Genomic DNA, 18,541 nt, shown 5'->3' with positions numbered 1-18,541 from the left:
TCCTTCCGATTCGCTAAGCCAGCGGATAATGGCATGCTGCGGCATGAACCTCATCCCGCAGCTCTGGCTCCTCCTGACGGCATCGCTCCTGCACATAAGGGCAGCGGGTATGGAACCGGCAGCCTGCCGGCGGATGGGCCGGGCTTGGCATATCCCCTTGAATGAGGAGCTTCCTCTGCCTCCGAAGTGTTGGATCAGGAGGAGGATAAGCATGGAGCAGCAGCTCTGTATAAGGATGCTTCGGCCTGCGGAGCAGCGCCTCGGTCTCTGCCAGCTCTACAATCCTGCCTAAGTACATAACCGCGATTCTTGTGCTGACCTGCCTGACTGCGCCCATCCCGTGGGAGATGAATAGGTAGGTGAGCTTCAGCTCCTCCTGCAGATCCTGCAGCAAGCCAAGAATCTGGGCTTGGATAGACATATCGAGGGCAGAGACCGGCTCATCGCATACAATCAGCTTCGGACGGAAGGCCACCGCTCTGGCAATGCCTATCCGCTGGCGCTGCCCGCCGGAGAATTCATGCGGGAACCGGTTCCGAGCAGACCGCGGGAGCCCGACCAGATGCAGCAGCCGATCCACCTCGCGGGACACTTCACTGCGAGAGACGATTCGATGGACAAGCAGCGGCTCGGCTAAGGCATCGCTTACCCGCAGCTTGGGATTCAGAGACCCGTATGGATCTTGGAAAATCATCTGCAGCTGAGTTCGGACTGGTATCATTCTCTTCCTGGAGTAGCTCGTAATCTCTTCCCCCTGGAACAGGATACGCCCGGCCTGCGGCTGCTCCAATCGAATAATGGAGCGGCCAATCGTCGACTTGCCGCAGCCTGATTCCCCGACGAGTCCGACGGTCTCCCCCTCGTACAAGGCCAAGCTCACGCCGTCGACCGCCTTAACCGTGCCTCCTCCTCTGGTGAAGAGGCTTCCGCGGTCAGGATAATACGTTCGCAGCTGCTCGATCTGCAGCAGAGGTGTCTCCTCTAATTCCGAGTGCAGAGGCATCGTCATACACTGACCACCTCCGGCTCCTTGCCAAGGTTCACTTCCTTCTGCCCAACCAGCCAGCATCGCACCGCCTGCCCGTCTTCCAACTGCGTGAGAGCTGGCTGCTCCTGCAGGCAGCGTGATTCGGCATAGGGACAGCGCGGATGGAAGCGGCAGCCTGCCGGCATCGCTTGAGGCGATGGTACGATTCCAGGTATAGCTGGCAGACGCCGTACCTTCCCTTGGTCTAGCCGAGGTATAGACTGCATCAAGCCCTGCGTGTAAGGATGCTTAGGCTGACGGAATATCGTGAAGACATCTCCGGCTTCCACGACTTGCCCTGCATACATGACAAGCACTTGGTCCGCCATCTCGGCCACTACGCCCAGATCATGAGTAATGAGCAGGATAGCGGTTCCTGTCTCGGCCTGCAGCTCCTTCATCAAGTCCAGTATCTGAGCCCCGATCGTTACATCCAGCGCAGTCGTTGGCTCGTCGGCGATGAGCAGCTTAGGCTGGCAAGCGAGCGCCATCGCGATCATGACCCTCTGCCGCATCCCGCCTGATAGTGAATGAGGATATTGCTTCGCGACCGCCTCCGGTCTAGCAATCCCGACCTTCCTCAGCCATGTCACCGCCAGCCCCTTCGCTTCTCTTCGTGAGCTCTTCAGATGCAGGCGGATCGTCTCCGCAATCTGTTCTCCAACCGGAAGTACGGGATTAAGCGAAGTCATCGGTTCCTGGAAAATCATTGACATCTGACTGCCTCGCAGCTTGCGAAGCTGCTCTCCGCTGGAAGCGGTCAGCTCAGCAGACCCAAGCCGAATGCCTCCTTGCGTAATCACTCCGCCCGTCCCAAGCAAACCCATAATAGATAAGGAAGTGACGCTCTTCCCGCAGCCTGACTCGCCTACGATAGCGACGGTCTGCTGCGACGACAGGTGGAAGCTGACATCATCCACGACGTGATGCTCTCGCCCATCCTTCCGATAGGCAACCCGCAAGTGATTAACCTGCAGCAGCGGCTCCATGCCCTTCACCTACCCTCATCTTATGGAATGAGCTCCCTGAGTTTGGCTTATTTGGAGAAGTCTTGACCCAGCCATTCCTCGCTCAGCTTTTTAAGCGTGCCATCGGACTTCAATTCCTTAATTGTCTCATCAATGGCATCGCCCAATTTCTTAGATTCCTCGTCATCCTTGCGGAGCACATACTGGATATGCCCTTCATTGAGCGGTTCGCCTACGGTCTTCAGCTTGCCTTGCGGATCCTTGATAGGGAGCAGGAAGTCAGCACCAAGCGTGGCATCCACCCGTCCGGACGTAATTTGCTGAATCTCATCATTATCATTTTGCTGATATACGATTTTGATCGCATTGTCATGGTCTTTGTTATAATTTTCAAGCAGTTGAGCCTGTGCGCTAGTCGGTCCGATCAGCACTTTTTTGCCCTTGAGATCATCCAGCGATGCAATTGATTCATTATTATCAGACGCTACAATGATCTTGTTTCTCCAATAAGCATACGGCTCTTGATTGAAGTAGAACTTCTTCTCCCTCTCCGGGTTCTTCTCGAACAGATGAGCGGCTAGATCGATCTTGCCCGATTCGAGACTAAGCAGAATGTTGGAGAATTCCAGCGTCTGGAACTCTATCTCGTATTGCTCCAGGCGCTTATCAACCTCACGGAGAACCTCGACATCATAGCCCGTTAGCTTGCCGTCCTTGTCGAGGAAGGCTACTTGCTCGAAGTCACTGCCTGTGCCTACGATAATCTTTTTCACATCTTTTGCATCGGCCCCCGCCGTCGTTGACTCTTCCTTGCCGCTGTTGCTGCCGCAAGCAGCTGTCAATAGTACTAGAATAAGTGCGGTTAAGATGATTAGATTTTTTCTCACAATCATTTCCTCCAATTAGTCTATTTATTAACCTTATAATTCCTAGTGTTTAACTAAGAATTAAGGGCTGACCTAACTGTACCACTAGCCTTCCACTTAAGTCAATTCATGCCATAATAGATAAAATCTATGTGACAATCAGCTTATTCGATAGTTCCTTGCCCAGCTCTAGAATGGAATCAATAATAGGTGTATGCGCGCCAGGATGGAATACCATATTCGTCTTGAGGGTAATGCCTTCTGCCTCAGGGAGTGAGATAGGAATGAGCCTTCCTTGGCTCGTCTCCTCCTTCACACTAAGACTTGGCAGGAAGGAGATCCCGACCTTCTGTATGACGAGCTTCTTCGCTGTCTCCGAATTGTCGGTTAGGAATTGAATGTTAGGCGGATACTCCAAGGAGCCGAATATTCGGTGAACCCGCAGCCAATCGAGCGCTCCGCATTCGAAGAAGACAAGCGGCTCGGCGGCAATATCAGCTATGGATATTCCTTCAGCTGTTATGAACGGATGGTCCTCATACACATAGAGCTTAATAGGGTCCTCATAGAACTTATCTGATTGCAGATTCGGATGATTCACATTGCGGACGAAGCCGATATCGACTTCCTTATTCACTACCTTGCCTATAATGTCATCTGTCGTGCCTGTGATAAGCTTATAGTGAATGTTAGGATAGGTGGCCTTAAGCCGAGGGAGCAGGGTTGGAAGGGTATAATTGGATACCGACACAGTAGCGCCAATCCTCAGCTCCTCTGGCAATGACTTCTTCTGATTCACCTGCAGCTTCCCTCTCTGGTAGGTCATCAGAATTTGCTGCCCGTAGGGCAGGAATCTCTTGCCTTCCTCGGTAATCTGTATGCCCTTGCCTTGTCGGTCGAACAGCTTGCATCCCAGCTCCCTCTCCAGCGACTGAATTCTAGCTGTTACTGATGGCTGGGATAAGTACAAGATTTCCGCCGCTTTGTTGAAGCTGCCATAATGATTAATGAAGACGAATGCTTCAATGTTTTCTATATTCATACTTTTCCCACCTTTTTACTAAGATTTAATATATAAAAAAAGGAGACTTCCAACTCTGATAAGCAGAGGAAGTCTCCGGTTAGCCGGTTGACAAGGGATGTATCCGAAAACGCTATGACTGCTTCCTTAGGTTACCATTCCCATGAAAAATCTGTCAACCCGCCTGGAGTCATATTCTAAAAGTGACATTCTATAAATGGAATGAGCTGCATGAGCGCTTACGCTATGCGGGCTTCCTGCTCACTCCCGAAGCTGCCTCCAGCACCTGCTGGATATGTCCCTTCACCTTAACGCCCCGCCACTCGGCGGCAAGCTTGCCTTCCTCATCTATAAGGAAGGTGGAGCGCACAACGCCCATATACTCCCGCCCATACAGCTTCTTCAGCTGCCAGACACCGAACAGCTCACATATCTTCTGCTCCGTATCCGACAGCAGCAGGAACGGCAGCTCATGCTTCGCAATGAACTTGCCATGCGACTTGATGTCATCCGGACTAATGCCCAGCACGACCGCATTAACCCCCTCGAAGGAAGGGTGGGCATCGCGGAAGTCACAGGACTCTGTTGTGCACGTTGGCGTATTATCCTTCGGATAGAAGTACAGCACGACCTTCTTCCCGCGATAATCGCTCAGTGACACTTCTCCCCCATTCGAAGCAGGCAGCGTGAAGTCCGGAACCTCTTGGCCAATCTCTAGCTTAGACAACTTGTATCCCCCTCATTAATAGTACGGTCTATGAACCCGCACCACGGTACTTCTTCACGCCGTTATTCCACAGCAAGATTCCAATGGTGAAGAAGATGATTCCCATGACTGGTGTGAGCAGCGCCAGCTTCGACAGATCGTCTGCCTTCTTCTCCAGGAAGTAGGAAGCTGGAATGACCCCTACGAATGCGAATGGCACCAGCCATGTCAGCAGGAAGCGAATAACCTTATTGTAGATGTTCACCGGGTAACGGCCATAGTTCTGAATGTTGTAGATCAGCGGCATGATACCGGTTGGCGCATCCGAGTAGAAGGAGATCGCCGACAACGCCGTATAGATCCCTGCATAGACCAGTACCGCTCCAGCAATGAACAGCAGCAGCATCGGGAGATCGAGCAGCTCGAACGGAATACCTAGCTGTGACCAGCAGATGATCATAATCACACCGCCAACCATAGACCCGATTAAGGACGGAGGATCAAGATTCTCCAGCAGCACTTGGAACAAGCTGTGCGCAGGCCGGGTCAGCACCCGGTCCAGCTCTCCCTTCACGATATAACGCTCGCCGAAGTTCCAGATATTGAAGATGGCTCCGAAGATGCCAGACGGCACCATGAAGAATCCATACACGAATACGACCTCGGCCTCCGACCAACCGCCGAGAGAGGCGGTATGCTGGAACACAATAAGGATGAAGATGAGATTCATCCCTTGGAACAATAAGTCTGAGATGACTTCAATCCAGAAGTCAGCGCGATAGGTTAGTTTGGTTTTTGCGTAGTTTTTCAAGTATTCCCAGAATAGAACGGCATAGATCATCTCGTTAACCCCCCTGCACGAACAGACGCTGTCTTGCTGCGCGCCATACGAGCCAGATTGGCAACAGCAGCACGGCGAACCACAATACCTGCAGACCTAGCACGCGTGAGACTTCGTTGAGCGGCGTGCGGCCGGTGAAGACGGAGCTTGGCAGATAGGTGATCGCCTGGAACGGCAGCCACTGCATGATAGCCGACAGCCAGCCTGGGAAGAAGGCAACCGGCACGATGACGCCTGAGAATAGATCAACCATGACGCGCTTCATACGCATCATGCCTTCATTATTCTCGACGAAGAAGGCGAATAAGCCTGTTAAGATATTGATCTGCGAATTGATCAGGAAGGAGAAGAACAGCATGACCGCATAGATTCCCCATACGGCAGGATCGGTCGGCAGCTTCACCGGGAAGATGAGACAGACGATGGCGAGGCCCGGCACCATGAACAGCAAGAGGCGGAACAGCCCTTCGCCGAAGCCTTGCATCATTTTCACAAGGAGGTAGGAGTACGGCCGGATCAGCTGTACCGCAACGCTGCCGTCTCTAATCTCACTGGCAATCTCCCGATCCAGATTGTTGAAGTAGAACGCACGCGCCATCCAGGATACCGCAATATAGGTCGTCATCTGCCCTAGCGTGAACCCTTGCAGCTCCTGCTTGTCCCCGAATATCGCCTGCCATAGGAAGTAGTAAGCCCCGATATTGATAGCATAGATGACGATTCCGCTGTAATAATTCACTCGGTAAGCCAGCATCATGATGAAGCGGATGCGGATGAAGTCTAGATAAGCGCTTCTCATGACGTGGCAGGCTCCTTGCTTGCAGACGCCGAACCGGACTGATAGATCTCACGCACAATCTCATCGGTATTCGTCTCGAAGATCTTAATGTCCCGAATATCTGTCGCCCCAACGACACGAGACATCGCATCCGATACGTTAACCGAGTGGGGCAGCCACATCTTCGCCGTCACTTCATTCTCAAGCGACCACTCAATTCCCTCTAAGCCTTGTGTAAGGTGGCGAAGTGTCTCAAGCGGCGTCTGTGCTCCGAATTGGAACTGAATCTCCCGGCCCTTACTCCACCGCGTCTTCAGATCGTCGAGCCCGCCGTCATAGATGATTCGTCCATCATCCAGCATGATGACTCTGGAACAGAGCGCCTCTATATCCTGGAGATCATGTGTCGTCAGGAGGATCGTCGTCCCATGCTCTCTGTTCATCTGCTTCAGGAACTCCCGAATCTCCGTCTTCACGACGATGTCCAGACCGATGGTCGGCTCATCGAGGAACAGGATCGACGGGTTGTGCAGGAGTGAAGCGACCAGCTCGCAGCGCATCCGCTGGCCGAGACTTAGCTTCCTGACAGGACGATTAAGCAAGTCCTGCAGCTCCAGCCTCTCGACCAGCTCGTCCAGCCTCTTCTTGAAGTCCGCTTCACTGACGCGGTACACCTTGCGCAGCAGCTGGAAGGACTCGATCACTCCGATGTCCCACCACAGCTGGGATCGCTGACCGAATACGACCCCAATCCCATTCACGAATTTCTCGCGTTCCTTATATGGAAGGAATCCGTTCACGCGCAAGTGGCCTGAGGTCGGCACGAGGATGCCGGTGAGCATCTTGATTGTTGTCGACTTGCCTGCTCCATTCTCACCGATATACCCGCAGATCTCCCCTTGCGGAATCTGGAAGGAGATATCCTTAACCGCACGCACCTCGGTATACTCTCTCTTGAATAGGTCCTGCAAGGCGCCCGTCAAGCCCTCGCGATTTTTTTGAACCTTGAACTGCTTGCGAAGATCTCGCACATCTATAGCCAGCATAGGCAGATACAACCCCTTTCTTGCTCGACATTTCCCGGGAAATTCCGATAAATTTCCAGTCATTCGGATAAAACTTGCTTCTGGATGTCGTTCAGCTTTATAATTTTATGATATGTGATGGTCAAAAGTAAACGGCAGCGATTATTCTCAGGAGCTGAAAGGGGCATTTGTTGTTAAATGCGAAAGAAAACGAAAAAGAAACGGCCATGGAAATGGGCATTATTCGGCTTCCTGATAGTATTAGGTCTGGCCATCGGATTCGCAGCCTATTGGGGCGTTGGCATATATTCAGCTCTTGACGGCTTCCAGAAGGATGACGGAGAATCCCGATTCGATCAGTTCGATAACCCTCCAGAGCAAGCTCCACCGAAGTGGGAAGGCACCGAGCGCGTGAACATCCTCATGCTGGGCGGCGATGCCCGCGGCTTGGATGAGAATCAGGTTCCACGATCGGACTCCTTACTGGTTGCTTCATTCGACCCTGTCACGAAGAAGGCCCATCTGTTCTCTGTCCTGCGTGACACTTATGTACGGATTGAGGATCATGGACGCAACCGAATTAATACAGCCATTACGCTGGGCGGTCCGAATCTAGCGATGCAGACTGTTGGCGATCTACTCGGACTTGATATTCAATATTATGTGTATACGGACTTCGAAGGATTCAAGGCATTAATTGATACGATCGGCGGCATCTACTTCGATGTAGAGAAGGATATGCGATATACCGACAATGCGGACCAGAACCGCTATGATATTGATCTGAAGAAGGGCTACCAGCTGCTCGATGGCGACAAGGCCTTGCAATACGTTCGCTTCCGTCATGACGCGATGAGCGACTTCACCCGGACCGAGCGTCAGCGCAACTTCCTGAAGGCTGTAGCCAGTGAGCTCCAATCGACATGGAATATTGTGAAAATGAAGGATATCCTCGAGAGCGTCTCTCCCTATATCGAGACGAACCTCAGTGTGTCTGACATGCTGAAGCTGGGACAGCTTGGCGTCGACAGCCATGTGGGGGGTACCGCACAGGTGCCGCCGATGGATCTGATCGGCGAAGATAAGGTCGGCGGTGCTTCTGTCCTTGTCGTGAAGGATGATGATGCGCTGCTCGAATTCGTGCAGGAGACGCTGCAGAGCGATGACACCGTTGTTCCGAGCCCTTCACCTGGGGTGGATGGGATAGACGGTACAGATGGTGCAGATGGTACAGATGGTGCGAATGGAACAACCGGCACCGAGACTGACGGCAATTCGCCTGTGAGCAGCAACAACTAAGCTGAGTCGAATCTCATGAGCAGCAGCGACTAGACACGGTCTAATTTCATGAGCAGCACCAGCTGGACGAAGACAATTACTCGAGGCCGAGCTCTCATCACTGAGGCTGGGCCTCCATTTTTTGTACGAAGGACTCCATTCCTAACTTACTCACTTAACTTGGAGGTACGACGATGAACGAACGCATACAATCCGCTGCTCTGTACGAGCAGGCACTCCAGCATATTGTCGGGGGGGTGAACAGCCCTTCACGCTCCTTCAAGGCCGTCGGCGGCGGTGCGCCCGTCTTCATGAAGCGTGCAGAAGGAGCTTACTTCTGGGACGTGGACGAGAACCGCTATATTGATTACTTGGCAGCTTACGGCCCTATCATCACAGGACATGCCCATCCGCATATTACAGAGGCCATCGTCAAGGCTGCGCAGAACGGCACGCTGTACGGCACGCCGACGGAGCTTGAGATTACACTGGCCCGCATGCTGAAGGAAGCCATTCCGTCCATGGACAAGGTCCGCTTCGTCAATTCCGGCACGGAGGCGGTCATGACGACGATTCGCGTGGCACGTGCCTATACGAAGCGCAACAAGATCATTAAGTTCGCTGGCTGCTACCACGGTCACTCCGACCTGGTGCTCGTCGCCGCAGGCTCGGGCCCTTCCACACTTGGCATCCCGGACAGCGCGGGCATCCCGCCATCCATCGCACAAGAAGTCATCACGGTCCCGTTCAATGACCTGGTGGCGCTGGCGGCGGCACTGGAGCGTTGGGGTGAAGAGACTGCAGCGGTTATGGTGGAGCCGATCGTCGGCAACTTCGGCATGGTCATGCCGGAGCCAGGCTTCCTCGAAGGACTGTGCAAGCTGACGCGAGCGGCCGGAGCACTCGTCATCTATGACGAGGTCATCTCAGCCTTCCGCTTCCATTACGGCGCAGCGCAGACCTATGGGGTGTTCCCTGATGCAGGGGCGATAGAGCCAGACCTGACCGCCCTTGGCAAAATCATCGGAGGAGGCCTCCCCATCGGAGCCTATGGCGGCCGCAAGCACGTCATGGAGCAGGTTGCTCCGCTCGGACCTGCCTACCAGGCCGGGACGATGGCCGGCAATCCTGCCTCCATCTCAGCGGGCATCGCTTGCCTCGAGGTGCTGCAAGCGCCGGGCACCTACGAGCGGATGGACGCGCTCGCAGCCAAGCTGGCAGACGGCCTGCAGGCATCGGCCGCACGCCACAGCATCCCGCTCACGATCAACCGCATCCGCGGTTCGTTCTCTGCACACTTCTGCAACCACCCGGTCACCAACTATGACCAGGCTCAAGACACCGACGGCGAGCGATTCGGCCGCTTCTTCCGCTTGATGCTGGACCAGGGTATTAACCTGGCCCCGTCCAAGTACGAAGCGTGGTTCCTCACCATCGCCCACACCGAAGAAGATATCGCGGCTACGCTCGAAGCCGCGGACTATGCCTTCTCGCAGCTGCTGCGCTAGGGGCGCGGCCGCGGGAACGCGCAGGGAGTGCTTGGGAGCGTGAGTGCGCGAGCACTTGGGAGCGCTTGGGAGTCGGGAGCGCGAGTGCTTGGGAGCTTGGGAGCTTGGGAGCTTGGGAGCTTGGGAGCTTGGGGGCGTGAGCGCTGGGGAGCGTGAGCACTTGGCGCAGATGGAACATCTCGTCTGAATGACCCTCCCGCCCGCTCCCGCTGGCTCACCGATTAGGTGCATTATTGCACCTAATTGACCGACTCACACCATCCGACGCGCCGATTAGGTGCATTATTGCACCTAATTGACCGGCTCACACCATCCGACGCACCGATTAGGTGCATTATTGCACCTAATTGACCGGATCACACCATCCGACGCGCCGATTAGGTTCATTATTGGTTACTAATTAGGTCCCGTTAGAACGGTATTGTCCACGAAGCGCTAAGTGAACATTAGTTTCTTAGATTGATTAGCTAGTGAGGTCATGCGAGCGTAGATAGGGTATAAATTGCACCTATTGATTAGCTAGTGAGGTCATGCGAGCGTAGATAGGGTATAAATTGCACCTATTGATTAGCAAGCGAGGTCATGCGAGCGTAGATAGGGTATAAATTGCACCTATTGGTTAGCTAGCGAAGTCATGTGAGCGTGGATAAGGTATAAATTGCACCTAATTGACCGACCTACCGCCGACTGAGCCCGCCTCAGAAGACTATATATACATCACGTATCATGCAAAAAGGGCAGCCCCGTCCAACACCGGAGCTGCCCTTCTTACTAACTCTTCTACCCAATCGCCCCGGCCTTCGCCAGAGCGCCAATCAACTCGTCTTGCAGCTTCCCATTGGAAGCGACAACGTTCCTTACCCCCAGATGGTACGGCTCGCCGGAAGTATCCGTCACGACCCCGCCCGACTCGGCGATGAGCAGTGCTCCAGCTGCCAGATCCCAGCTATTCAGCCCAATCTCCCAGAAGCCGCTTAAGCGCCCGGCTGCTACATAGGCCATATGCAAGGCGGCTGATCCCGCCACACGAAGGTTCCGCACCTGCGGAGCAATCGCTGCTACACCCTTCAAGTTCATCGGCAGCGCGTAGTGGTGATCGGCAGGGAAGCCGGTTGCGACCAGGCTTCCACGCAGTGTCTCTTCACCGGATACCTGCATCCGCTTGCCATGCACATATGCGCCCTTACCCTTCTCGGCTACGAACAGCTCGTCCTTCATCGGATCATAGACAACACCCACGATTACCTCGCCCTTGTATGCGAGAGCAATCGATACGCAGAAGAACGGGAAGCCGTGAACGAAGTTCGTTGTACCGTCTATCGGATCTACAATCCATAGATACTCGGCTTCTCTCACATCTGCAAGCGCTTGCACAGAAGCCTCAGGTCCTGGCTCAACACCTTCCTCGCCCAAGAAGGAATGCGTCGGGAAGTGGGTCAGCACCAGGCTGCGGATGAGCTTCTCCGAACCTTTGTCCACTTCAGTAACGAGGTCATGGGAGGAATACTTTATATCAAGGCTTGCGTAATTGCCCAGCTTCGTCTTAATCCATTCCCCTGCCTTGGCCGCACAATTAATGGCGACAGCGGTGAAGCTCTTGCTGCCTACAACAGAGGCATTCTGCTGTTCACTCACGGTCCATCACTCTACTCTCTATAATTAGTATGATGCTCGTAGACTTAGTATAATCTATCTTCCTACGAATAAATATCCTATAAGTTTCTCATATTCATTGTATAATCGTACAAAATTGCGGGAAATGGAGCGCTCAAGCACGTGCAGCCCGCTTACGCATACGCTCCTCAAGACGTCGAAGCCCCACAGCTTACAGGTCATTCCATACTCAGAGGTTAGTCACTCCTTAGTGGCTTGTTCCCGCCTGAACTCCGTCCTTCCCTACAGCTCCGCAATCCCCTGCCAGATCAGCCGGCCTGCCAGCACGAGCAGCGTAACCCGCAGCAGCCACAGCAGCCCCTTGCCGCTCATACGGCTCGCAATGCTTGCCCCCAGCTTCCCGCCAATCCACGCTCCCGGCACCAACGCCAGCACTAGCCACAGGTCAATCTCGCCCAGAGCCAGATGCATGCCGCTTCCTAATATAGCCGAGATGAGAATAACGAACATCGATGTTGCTGTCGCCACATGAGGCGGGAATCGGAACAGCAGAACCATCAGCGGCACGAACAACGAGCCCCCGCCAATGCCGAACAAGCCCGAGATCAGCCCGACGCCTAGCCCGATCGCCAGAGCAGGCATCATGGCATAGCTATACCGATGTGTCACCCCCGAAGCATCCGTCAGCTCCCGCTTCACCGGCCATTCCTTGACAGCCGGCTTCATGTAATCCCGCGCAATCAGCAGCGCTGCCATGAGCAGCATGAACACACCGAACGACAGCTGGAACGCAGCGCCCTGCAGCTGTCCCGTCAGCGCTGAGCCCGCTATAGCGGCAGGACCGCTCGTCATCGCGAACAGCCACCCGCTCCGGTAATCTACAATGCCGCGCTTCGTATAAGTCAACGTGGATGCCAACGCTGTCACAATGAGCACCGCAAGAGAGGTCCCCACGGCTGTAGCGTGATCAATGGGCTCTCCGATGAGCGCAGGCCCAAGCAGCAGCAGCGCAGGGACAATAATAATTCCCCCGCCTAATCCTACAATGCTGCCGAATATGGCCGCGACGCAGCCTAGTACAACTAGCAATACCCATTCCAGCATATTCCGCTCTCTCCCTTATCTTCCTGCCCAAGCAGGTTATGCCCCCTCTCATGTGGAATAAGTGGAGGAGGCCCAATCTACCCCCGTGCAATTCTACTCCATCATAGAAAGGTGCTGTCTATACAATGAACCTCATGATGACAACCAGATCAACCACTCCCAGCCGCTTCCCATTCCAATCCCAAGCAACTTCACTAATCCTATCCTTAGTCCTAACTCTAATCCTGTCACTAGTCCTGCTAGTCACTTTGATCTTCGCCGTCCCTAATCATTCGGCCGCTGCTGAAGCTGCCACACCAAGCGGACTCACACAGCCAAGCCCTCAGGACATAACCGCCATATGGAACAAGCTCATGCTTCAGAAGGCAGACACGAGCAATCCCTACACTTCCAAGCCGTCTGCTGCCAAGCCGTATAGTGCAGGCTCGCTTCAATCCCCCTATATCCAGGAGGGCCTGAACGCTCTGAACTTCTATCGCTATGTATCCGGTCTGCCTGCCGATATCACGACAACGGCCAAGCTGAATGAAGACGCCCAATACGGATCTGTCCTGCTTGCTTCTGAGGGCGAGTTCGACCATCGACCATCACAGCCGAATGACATGCCGCAAGCCTTCTATGATCGGGGCTTCGCCTCCACAACGAGCTCGAACATCTTCGCCTCCTACGGCTATGGGGGCAACCTGCTCGTGAATTCCATCCATGCCTACATGGATGATTCCGATACGTCCAACCTGAGCGTAATCGGCCATCGCCGCTGGATCCTGAATCCGCCTCTGCAAGAGACGGGATTCGGACTGGCATCTGGCAAGGATGGATGGAGCTACTCTGCCCTTCAGATCTTCGACCAGAGCCGTGCGAAGCCAGTATCCTTCCGCTACATCGCCTATCCCGCAGGGGGCTACTTCCCGACCGAGGTGATGAAGCCGACAACGGCATGGTCGGTCTCGCCTAACCCCGAGCTGTACGAAGTGCCAGCTGCCAGCAAGGTGAAGATTACGGTAACGCGTGAGCGCGACAGCAAGACCTGGAAGCTCAGCTCAGCCGACAACAAGGTAACCGAAGCTGGCCGATACATGAATGTAGAGACCGAGGGTTACGGTTCGGGTCCTGCGATTATTTTCCGAATGGATGGCATTGGATCTCTTCAAGCGGGGGAGCGCTATCATGTGCAAGTCGACGGACTGGGGTCCCTGCATGACGGGTCACCAGCCTCCATCACCTATACCGTGCAATTCTTCAGTGTGAGCAAACCTCCAGTACCAGTGCCAGATCCTAACAGCCTCTTCACCGATATCGCGAAGCATTGGGCGAAGCCCGCCATTGAATGGGCTGGCAAGGAGAAGATCGCTTCCGGCTTCCCGGACGGGAGCTTCCGGCCAGATACCAGAGTGACGGAGGAGCAATGGCTGAAGTTGATGCTCTCCCTCTACTGGAAGCCGGCTAATACCGCCTCGGACCGCTGGTCTGATCCTTATTATGAGTATGCCGAGCAGCAAGACCTTCCTCTGCTCGGGTCGAGCAACAGCAAGGCTAAGCAGCTACCCATCACCAGGCTCGCCGTAGCGGAGCTCATAGCCGCTGCAGAAGGTCAATCCCTTAAGGGAGACTCCGCTATTCAATATCTGTACGAACACCAATATTCCGAAGGCAAGACGGGCAGCATGACTATCCAAGACTATGACGGTGCCAGCTCCTTATCGCGTGCAGAAGGCGTTCAGTTCATTAAGAATCTCGCCGATGCCGGCTTCCACAGCAGCCCATAACACCTATCATACGCAACTAAGACACCGCCAGGTCCCATGCTCTGGCGGTGTTTTTTTTGCGTTGATCCAGGCGGTGATTCAGGCGGTGTTCATCCACTCACTCTATCTCAATCGTCGCACCGTCAATAACCCGAACGCCTTCTCCGCGCGCCTCCATGCCTCGCAGCTCCAGCATGAGTCTCATGAGCGCCTCATCCTTGCTCTTCGCTTCCAGCATGCAGTCGAGCCGCGGTGTGGAGCCTACAACCCCGCGCAGGAACCGCAGCAGCGGCTCCAGCTCCAGGAACTCCGCGTGTCCGCGAGGATCCTTGTCACTCTTCGGGCTGGAGGCATGAATTTTCGGCGGCAGCTGCCGCTGAATCTCAGCAACCGTTACTCCAGTCAGCCCGGACAGCTTGTCCGCATCCTGCTGCCAGGTGTTCAACACACGAGGCCACAGCTCCTCGTGCAGCACTGCCTCCCCATCCCCGCCGTCATTAACGGCATGATGATGAATGTCGAGCACCATCGGCACCGCCGATGCTTCTGCGACTCCAAGCGTTTCGCGGGCGGTGAAGGTTTTGTCGTCATTTTCAAGAGTGATTCGGTTCCGATAACGCGGGGCCAGCGCCCCGAACTGCTGAATGAACCGCTCTGCTGATGCCCCCTTGTCGCCGTACGCGCCGCCGATGTGGATGTTGCACTTCGTCAGCTCGTTCAGCTCCATCGCTTCAAGCATGCTTACATGATAGTTCAAGTCCAGCTCCGACTTCGCCAGCACCTCCGGCCGATTCGTGCTGAACACGCAGAAGTGGTCCGGATGGAAGGAAGCCCGAATGCCATTGTCCCGCACGAAGCGGCCCAGCTCCTGGAACGAATGAGCGAGCGCAGCCATCGGATCCCAATCCGCCAGCTCCTCATGAGTAGCTAGTGGAATGAGCTTGGAGGAGAATCGGTACACATGGATATCATTCCCACGGCAATGCTTAAGTACTCGAAGAGTACTCGTCAAGTTCTCACCAGCAATACGCTCCAGCTTCCGAATGGCGGCTTCACGGTCACCCAGCTTGGAGAAGGTAGCGTAAGTCATCGTGCGGGACGGCGAAGCGTTCTCTAGCTGCATACTCATGGCGACGAAGCCGAACCGGACGATCATCCCTTCCTACCCCCGCTTCTCGCCGAAGAACATCTCATCCGCCAGAGCCGTCTGCACACGCGCTTCTTCCACCGTCAGCTTGCGCACCAGCTCCATCTCCACCTGCGTCACTTCTTCCCCTTGGAAGTTGATCTCCGCGATGGAAGCAAGTATCCGTACGATCGCAATCGCTTCATTGTTAGGGGAGTAGGCGATAACCTTCTGCCCTGCCGGGAACACCCGGAACCCTGACTTCATCATCTTGCCCTTGCCGTACTCCAGCAGATCATACAGCTCCTGCTCCGACTTGAACTTGCATACCGAATTGAACTCAGTCTGGAATCCCATCGCTTGCTGCCTCCTGTGTAGATATATAATAGAAGGCTGCACGCTACACTCGCGTACAACCTTAAGTCCATTCTATGCTTATATAGTAACCCCGCCGCCGTAATCAATCCGCTGCTTCTCCGCATGGCGAGCGAACGCGAGGTCAATGAGCGCATCCAGCAGCTCGCGATAGGAGAGTCCGGTCTCCTTCCACATGAGCGGGTACATGCTGAACGGGGTGAAGCCAGGCATCGTGTTCACTTCATTGATGAAAATCTGCCCATCCTGCTTCCGCAGGAAGAAGTCCACTCGAGATAACCCAGACCCATCAATCGCCTGGAAGGCACGCACCGCCATCTCGCGAATCGCTTCGGCCGCTGTATCCGGGATATTCGCCGGGATGTGCATCGTAGACTTCCCGTCTATGTACTTGGCCTTGTAATCGTAGAATTCATTCGAAGCCGAGATCTCCCCCGGAACCGAAGCCTTCGGCTCGTCATTGCCAAGCACGCTGACTTCAATCTCGCGTGCATCGACGAATTCCTCAACAATGACCTTGCGGTCGAAGCGGAAGGCATAATCAACAGCCGCGATGAGCTCATCCCGGTTCCTGGCCTTCGAGATTCCAACGCTCGAGCCAAGGTTCGCCGGCTTGATGAAGCAGGGATACCCCAGTGCAATCTCAATCTCCATGATGAAGAAGGAAGGATCCTTATCCCACTGCGTCCGGTTGAAGTGCCGGAATACACATTGCGGCAGCCCCTCCTGAGCGAACATCTTCTTCATGAATACCTTGTCCATCCCAACTGCAGAAGCGAGCACACCCGCCCCTACGTAGGGAAGGTTGGCTACCTCGAACAGCCCTTGCATCGTGCCGTCCTCGCCGAATGTGCCATGCAGCAGCGGGAAGAGTACATCGATCTCCCCAGAGGCTCCATCGAGCCCGGTGAATAGCGGAGCCACCGCGGCCGAGCTGTCAGAGAGCGTACCTCCTGAACCTGTGAATCTTAGCTCATCCTTGCTCTGCGGAGGCGCGCTTAGCTCACTGCCTGAACGCCACTTGCCTTCCTTCGTTATATAGAATGGCTTAATCGCATACTTCGTATAATCGAATTCGCCGAGTACTGCGAATGCAGTAGACAGCGATACGTCATGTTCGCCCGACTTGCCTCCATAGATGAGTCCTACCCGAACCTTCTCCCCCATAGCATATCCTCCGGTACTGTATAATAGTTAACTTGCCTAGAATAGATCAACAATGTGTAGAAAACGGTACTTGGTCTTAGGCGTATAAGCGTAGGAGTCCTGATAATCCCAATAGCGATGCCGGCTTGCGACGGTATTCGCATTGACAAGCGGCATGCCCGCCGAGTCGAAGGCGGTCACAATCGTGCTGTGCTGATAACGGTTATCCCCGTTCCAGTCATACGTAATGACATCTCCTAGCTGAAGCTCTTCAGCGGAGTACACTTGCTCTGCCCGAAGTCCGGACTTGCGCGCCGTGGACAGGTAATTCGACAAGGCATTCGACACCGCCCAGCTATAGCTCCACCATTCACGGCCTCCGCTGCGTCCCTTATACCACCAGCCGCTCTCTCTCTTACCAGTATAGTTCATCGGAGCATTGCCTGCAAAGATGCACTGCGACACGTAACTTGTGCAATTCACCTCGAACAGCTCATAGGCAGGATTCGCCTCATTCCACCACCTGTCGGCATAGGCCGCCGCCAGATCGCGCCTGTAGCGTATTCCAGCGGTGCGGTGTTTGAACTCGGAGATTAGGTCATAATTAAGGAAGGGCACGGACGCGATTGCCTCTTGCTTCGTACTGTTCAGACTTGTCGAGTAGGAGTCCTCCTCCTGTAGCGAGAAGGCTTCACTCGTTCCGTACCTTGGCCTGCGCTCAGCAATAAGCGGCTCTATTCTCGTAATATGCCAGGTTCCGCTCGTTTGCTGAAGCCACAGCCGCTCGTATTCGCTGCGCTCCTCGGTATAGCTGCGGCCGCCTTGATCCATGATTTTACGAATATGCAGCTTGAGCAAGATGGATGTCTCCGCACGAGACTCGTTCACTCGGATGAGCTCAGCCCTCGTCTCGCTTCGAGTGGGAAGCGCACCTCGCAGCAGCTCGCGCTCGCGCAGCCTCTCCAAGCGGCTCTGCAGACGGATGCAGTGGTCGGAATCACCGATTAACGGTTCTATGACGGACACGTGCTGATCTGTCTCGGCTTGGTTGAGCTGCTTCACATACTGATGGACAACGGCCTTCCAGCCCTCCGGCTTCGCCTGAGTGCTTGAGGAATGAAGCTCTGATTGGGAGTAAGAGGTATCGTTCGTGCTTCTCGTGCCCTTGCGGCTGCTTGCCGGCTTGCCATAGACGCCAGCCTCTCTCGGCTCCATCTTCACCTGTGTCGAATGTATGGCGGCCTTGGCCGCATGCTGCTGCGGCTTAGGCTGTGTGGTCTGGCGCTTGGCTGTTCGTCCGCCCGGCCTTCGGTTGCCCGTTCGAGGCATGCTGTCCCCTCCTTCTATTCAACCGTTCTATCCAGCCGCTGTCCTTGTCATAGCTTTACACGGTCATGTCATGGATTTGCTGGT

Annotated in this window: 17 protein-coding genes; 3 read left to right on the top strand and 14 right to left on the bottom strand. The window is 54.6% G+C overall.

Translation table 11 applies throughout. From position 1 onward, the window contains the following. Nucleotides 1–13: 13 nt before the first annotated feature. From ACFO9Q_RS14325 to ACFO9Q_RS14290, 8 genes are all read right to left on the bottom strand, one after another. Nucleotides 14–1,009 (bottom strand): ABC transporter ATP-binding protein, encoded by a 996-nt coding sequence (locus ACFO9Q_RS14325; RefSeq protein WP_379183158.1) that lies wholly within the window; start codon nucleotides 1,007–1,009, stop codon nucleotides 14–16. Then, nucleotides 1,006–2,016 (bottom strand): ABC transporter ATP-binding protein, encoded by a 1,011-nt coding sequence (locus ACFO9Q_RS14320; RefSeq protein ID WP_379183295.1) that lies wholly within the window; start codon nucleotides 2,014–2,016, stop codon nucleotides 1,006–1,008. Before ACFO9Q_RS14320 ends, ACFO9Q_RS14325 begins: the two co-directional genes overlap by 4 nt. 47 nt (nucleotides 2,017–2,063) lie before the next feature. Next, nucleotides 2,064–2,882, bottom strand: coding sequence for a transporter substrate-binding domain-containing protein (locus ACFO9Q_RS14315; RefSeq protein WP_379183156.1), 819 nt, complete (start codon nucleotides 2,880–2,882; stop codon nucleotides 2,064–2,066). Between the two features lie 127 nt (nucleotides 2,883–3,009). Then, nucleotides 3,010–3,903, bottom strand: coding sequence for a LysR substrate-binding domain-containing protein (locus ACFO9Q_RS14310; RefSeq protein ID WP_379183154.1), 894 nt, complete (start codon nucleotides 3,901–3,903; stop codon nucleotides 3,010–3,012). A 223-nt stretch (nucleotides 3,904–4,126) separates the two neighbouring features. After that, on the bottom strand, nucleotides 4,127–4,609 hold the full coding sequence (gene bcp / locus ACFO9Q_RS14305) for a thioredoxin-dependent thiol peroxidase (RefSeq protein WP_379183152.1): 483 nt from the start codon (nucleotides 4,607–4,609) through the stop codon (nucleotides 4,127–4,129). Nucleotides 4,610–4,637: 28 nt separating this feature from the next. After that, nucleotides 4,638–5,429 carry an ABC transporter permease gene (locus ACFO9Q_RS14300; protein WP_379183149.1) on the bottom strand — a complete coding sequence of 264 codons (792 nt, stop codon included), beginning with the start codon at nucleotides 5,427–5,429 and terminating at the stop codon, nucleotides 4,638–4,640. Between the two features lie 4 nt (nucleotides 5,430–5,433). Then, on the bottom strand, nucleotides 5,434–6,228 hold the full coding sequence (locus tag ACFO9Q_RS14295; RefSeq protein ID WP_379183147.1) for an ABC transporter permease: 795 nt from the start codon (nucleotides 6,226–6,228) through the stop codon (nucleotides 5,434–5,436). Beyond that, the gene (locus ACFO9Q_RS14290) at nucleotides 6,225–7,253 is read right to left on the bottom strand and encodes an ABC transporter ATP-binding protein (RefSeq protein WP_379183145.1); all 1,029 of its coding nucleotides are present in this window, start codon (nucleotides 7,251–7,253) and stop codon (nucleotides 6,225–6,227) included. The genes ACFO9Q_RS14295 and ACFO9Q_RS14290 overlap by 4 nt, the downstream gene beginning before the upstream one ends. Before the next feature lie 177 nt (nucleotides 7,254–7,430). Here ACFO9Q_RS14290 and ACFO9Q_RS14285 point away from each other — a divergent pair, with 177 nt between their 5' ends. Both ACFO9Q_RS14285 and ACFO9Q_RS14280 read left to right on the top strand, forming a co-directional pair. Beyond that, entirely contained in the window at nucleotides 7,431–8,531 is a 1,101-nt protein-coding gene (locus ACFO9Q_RS14285) for an LCP family protein (RefSeq protein WP_379183143.1), read from the top strand. Nucleotides 8,532–8,704: 173 nt separating this feature from the next. After that, nucleotides 8,705–10,018 carry a glutamate-1-semialdehyde 2,1-aminomutase gene (locus tag ACFO9Q_RS14280; RefSeq protein ID WP_379183141.1) on the top strand — a complete coding sequence of 438 codons (1,314 nt, stop codon included), beginning with the start codon at nucleotides 8,705–8,707 and terminating at the stop codon, nucleotides 10,016–10,018. A 780-nt stretch (nucleotides 10,019–10,798) separates the two neighbouring features. Here the strand turns inward: ACFO9Q_RS14280 and ACFO9Q_RS14275 are convergent. Continuing rightward, the gene (locus ACFO9Q_RS14275) at nucleotides 10,799–11,653 is read right to left on the bottom strand and encodes an inositol monophosphatase family protein (RefSeq protein WP_379183139.1); all 855 of its coding nucleotides are present in this window, start codon (nucleotides 11,651–11,653) and stop codon (nucleotides 10,799–10,801) included. Between the two features lie 261 nt (nucleotides 11,654–11,914). Beyond that, the gene (locus ACFO9Q_RS14270; RefSeq protein WP_379183137.1) at nucleotides 11,915–12,736 is read right to left on the bottom strand and encodes a sulfite exporter TauE/SafE family protein; all 822 of its coding nucleotides are present in this window, start codon (nucleotides 12,734–12,736) and stop codon (nucleotides 11,915–11,917) included. Between the two features lie 125 nt (nucleotides 12,737–12,861). Between ACFO9Q_RS14270 and ACFO9Q_RS14265 the strand changes: the two genes are divergently transcribed. Beyond that, on the top strand, nucleotides 12,862–14,502 hold the full coding sequence (locus ACFO9Q_RS14265) for an S-layer homology domain-containing protein (protein WP_379183135.1): 1,641 nt from the start codon (nucleotides 12,862–12,864) through the stop codon (nucleotides 14,500–14,502). Nucleotides 14,503–14,599: 97 nt separating this feature from the next. Here the strand turns inward: ACFO9Q_RS14265 and uvsE are convergent, their stop codons facing one another. The 4 genes from uvsE to ACFO9Q_RS14245 all read right to left on the bottom strand — a co-directional run bounded on the left by uvsE (nucleotide 14,600) and on the right by ACFO9Q_RS14245 (nucleotide 18,457). Further along, nucleotides 14,600–15,637, bottom strand: coding sequence for a UV DNA damage repair endonuclease UvsE (uvsE, locus tag ACFO9Q_RS14260; RefSeq protein WP_379183133.1), 1,038 nt, complete (start codon nucleotides 15,635–15,637; stop codon nucleotides 14,600–14,602). A gap of 6 nt (nucleotides 15,638–15,643) precedes the next feature. Further along, the gene (locus ACFO9Q_RS14255) at nucleotides 15,644–15,964 is read right to left on the bottom strand and encodes a hypothetical protein (protein ID WP_379183131.1); all 321 of its coding nucleotides are present in this window, start codon (nucleotides 15,962–15,964) and stop codon (nucleotides 15,644–15,646) included. 78 nt (nucleotides 15,965–16,042) lie between these two features. After that, complete coding sequence (locus ACFO9Q_RS14250; RefSeq protein ID WP_379183129.1) at nucleotides 16,043–17,149, bottom strand: D-alanine--D-alanine ligase; 1,107 nt, start codon at nucleotides 17,147–17,149, stop codon at nucleotides 16,043–16,045. Between the two features lie 36 nt (nucleotides 17,150–17,185). Then, nucleotides 17,186–18,457 carry an amidase domain-containing protein gene (locus ACFO9Q_RS14245; protein ID WP_379183127.1) on the bottom strand — a complete coding sequence of 424 codons (1,272 nt, stop codon included), beginning with the start codon at nucleotides 18,455–18,457 and terminating at the stop codon, nucleotides 17,186–17,188. Nucleotides 18,458–18,541 lie beyond the last annotated feature (84 nt).

This window comes from Paenibacillus sp. GCM10023252 (genome assembly GCF_042653305.1).
Taxonomy (GTDB): Bacteria; Bacillota; Bacilli; order Paenibacillales; family Paenibacillaceae; genus Pristimantibacillus.
Note: the sequence above shows the minus strand (reverse complement) of the source record. Positions and strands in the feature narration are given on the sequence as shown.

Excerpts from the sequence above, each read along its gene's own strand:
- ACFO9Q_RS14325 (WP_379183158.1), bottom strand. The coding sequence starts at position 1,009 with ATGACGATGCCTCTGCACTCGGAATTAGAGGAGACACCTCTGCTGCAG.
- ACFO9Q_RS14320 (WP_379183295.1), bottom strand. The coding sequence starts at position 2,016 with ATGGAGCCGCTGCTGCAGGTTAATCACTTGCGGGTTGCCTATCGGAAG.
- ACFO9Q_RS14310 (WP_379183154.1), bottom strand. The coding sequence starts at position 3,903 with ATGAATATAGAAAACATTGAAGCATTCGTCTTCATTAATCATTATGGC.
- ACFO9Q_RS14300 (WP_379183149.1), bottom strand. The coding sequence starts at position 5,429 with ATGATCTATGCCGTTCTATTCTGGGAATACTTGAAAAACTACGCAAAA.
- ACFO9Q_RS14295 (WP_379183147.1), bottom strand. The coding sequence starts at position 6,228 with ATGAGAAGCGCTTATCTAGACTTCATCCGCATCCGCTTCATCATGATG.
- ACFO9Q_RS14290 (WP_379183145.1), bottom strand. The coding sequence starts at position 7,253 with ATGCTGGCTATAGATGTGCGAGATCTTCGCAAGCAGTTCAAGGTTCAA.
- ACFO9Q_RS14285 (WP_379183143.1), top strand. The coding sequence starts at position 7,431 with ATGCGAAAGAAAACGAAAAAGAAACGGCCATGGAAATGGGCATTATTC.
- ACFO9Q_RS14280 (WP_379183141.1), top strand. The coding sequence starts at position 8,705 with ATGAACGAACGCATACAATCCGCTGCTCTGTACGAGCAGGCACTCCAG.
- ACFO9Q_RS14270 (WP_379183137.1), bottom strand. The coding sequence starts at position 12,736 with ATGCTGGAATGGGTATTGCTAGTTGTACTAGGCTGCGTCGCGGCCATA.
- ACFO9Q_RS14265 (WP_379183135.1), top strand. The coding sequence starts at position 12,862 with ATGAACCTCATGATGACAACCAGATCAACCACTCCCAGCCGCTTCCCA.
- uvsE (WP_379183133.1), bottom strand. The coding sequence starts at position 15,637 with ATGATCGTCCGGTTCGGCTTCGTCGCCATGAGTATGCAGCTAGAGAAC.
- ACFO9Q_RS14255 (WP_379183131.1), bottom strand. The coding sequence starts at position 15,964 with ATGGGATTCCAGACTGAGTTCAATTCGGTATGCAAGTTCAAGTCGGAG.
- ACFO9Q_RS14250 (WP_379183129.1), bottom strand. The coding sequence starts at position 17,149 with ATGGGGGAGAAGGTTCGGGTAGGACTCATCTATGGAGGCAAGTCGGGC.
- ACFO9Q_RS14245 (WP_379183127.1), bottom strand. The coding sequence starts at position 18,457 with ATGCCTCGAACGGGCAACCGAAGGCCGGGCGGACGAACAGCCAAGCGC.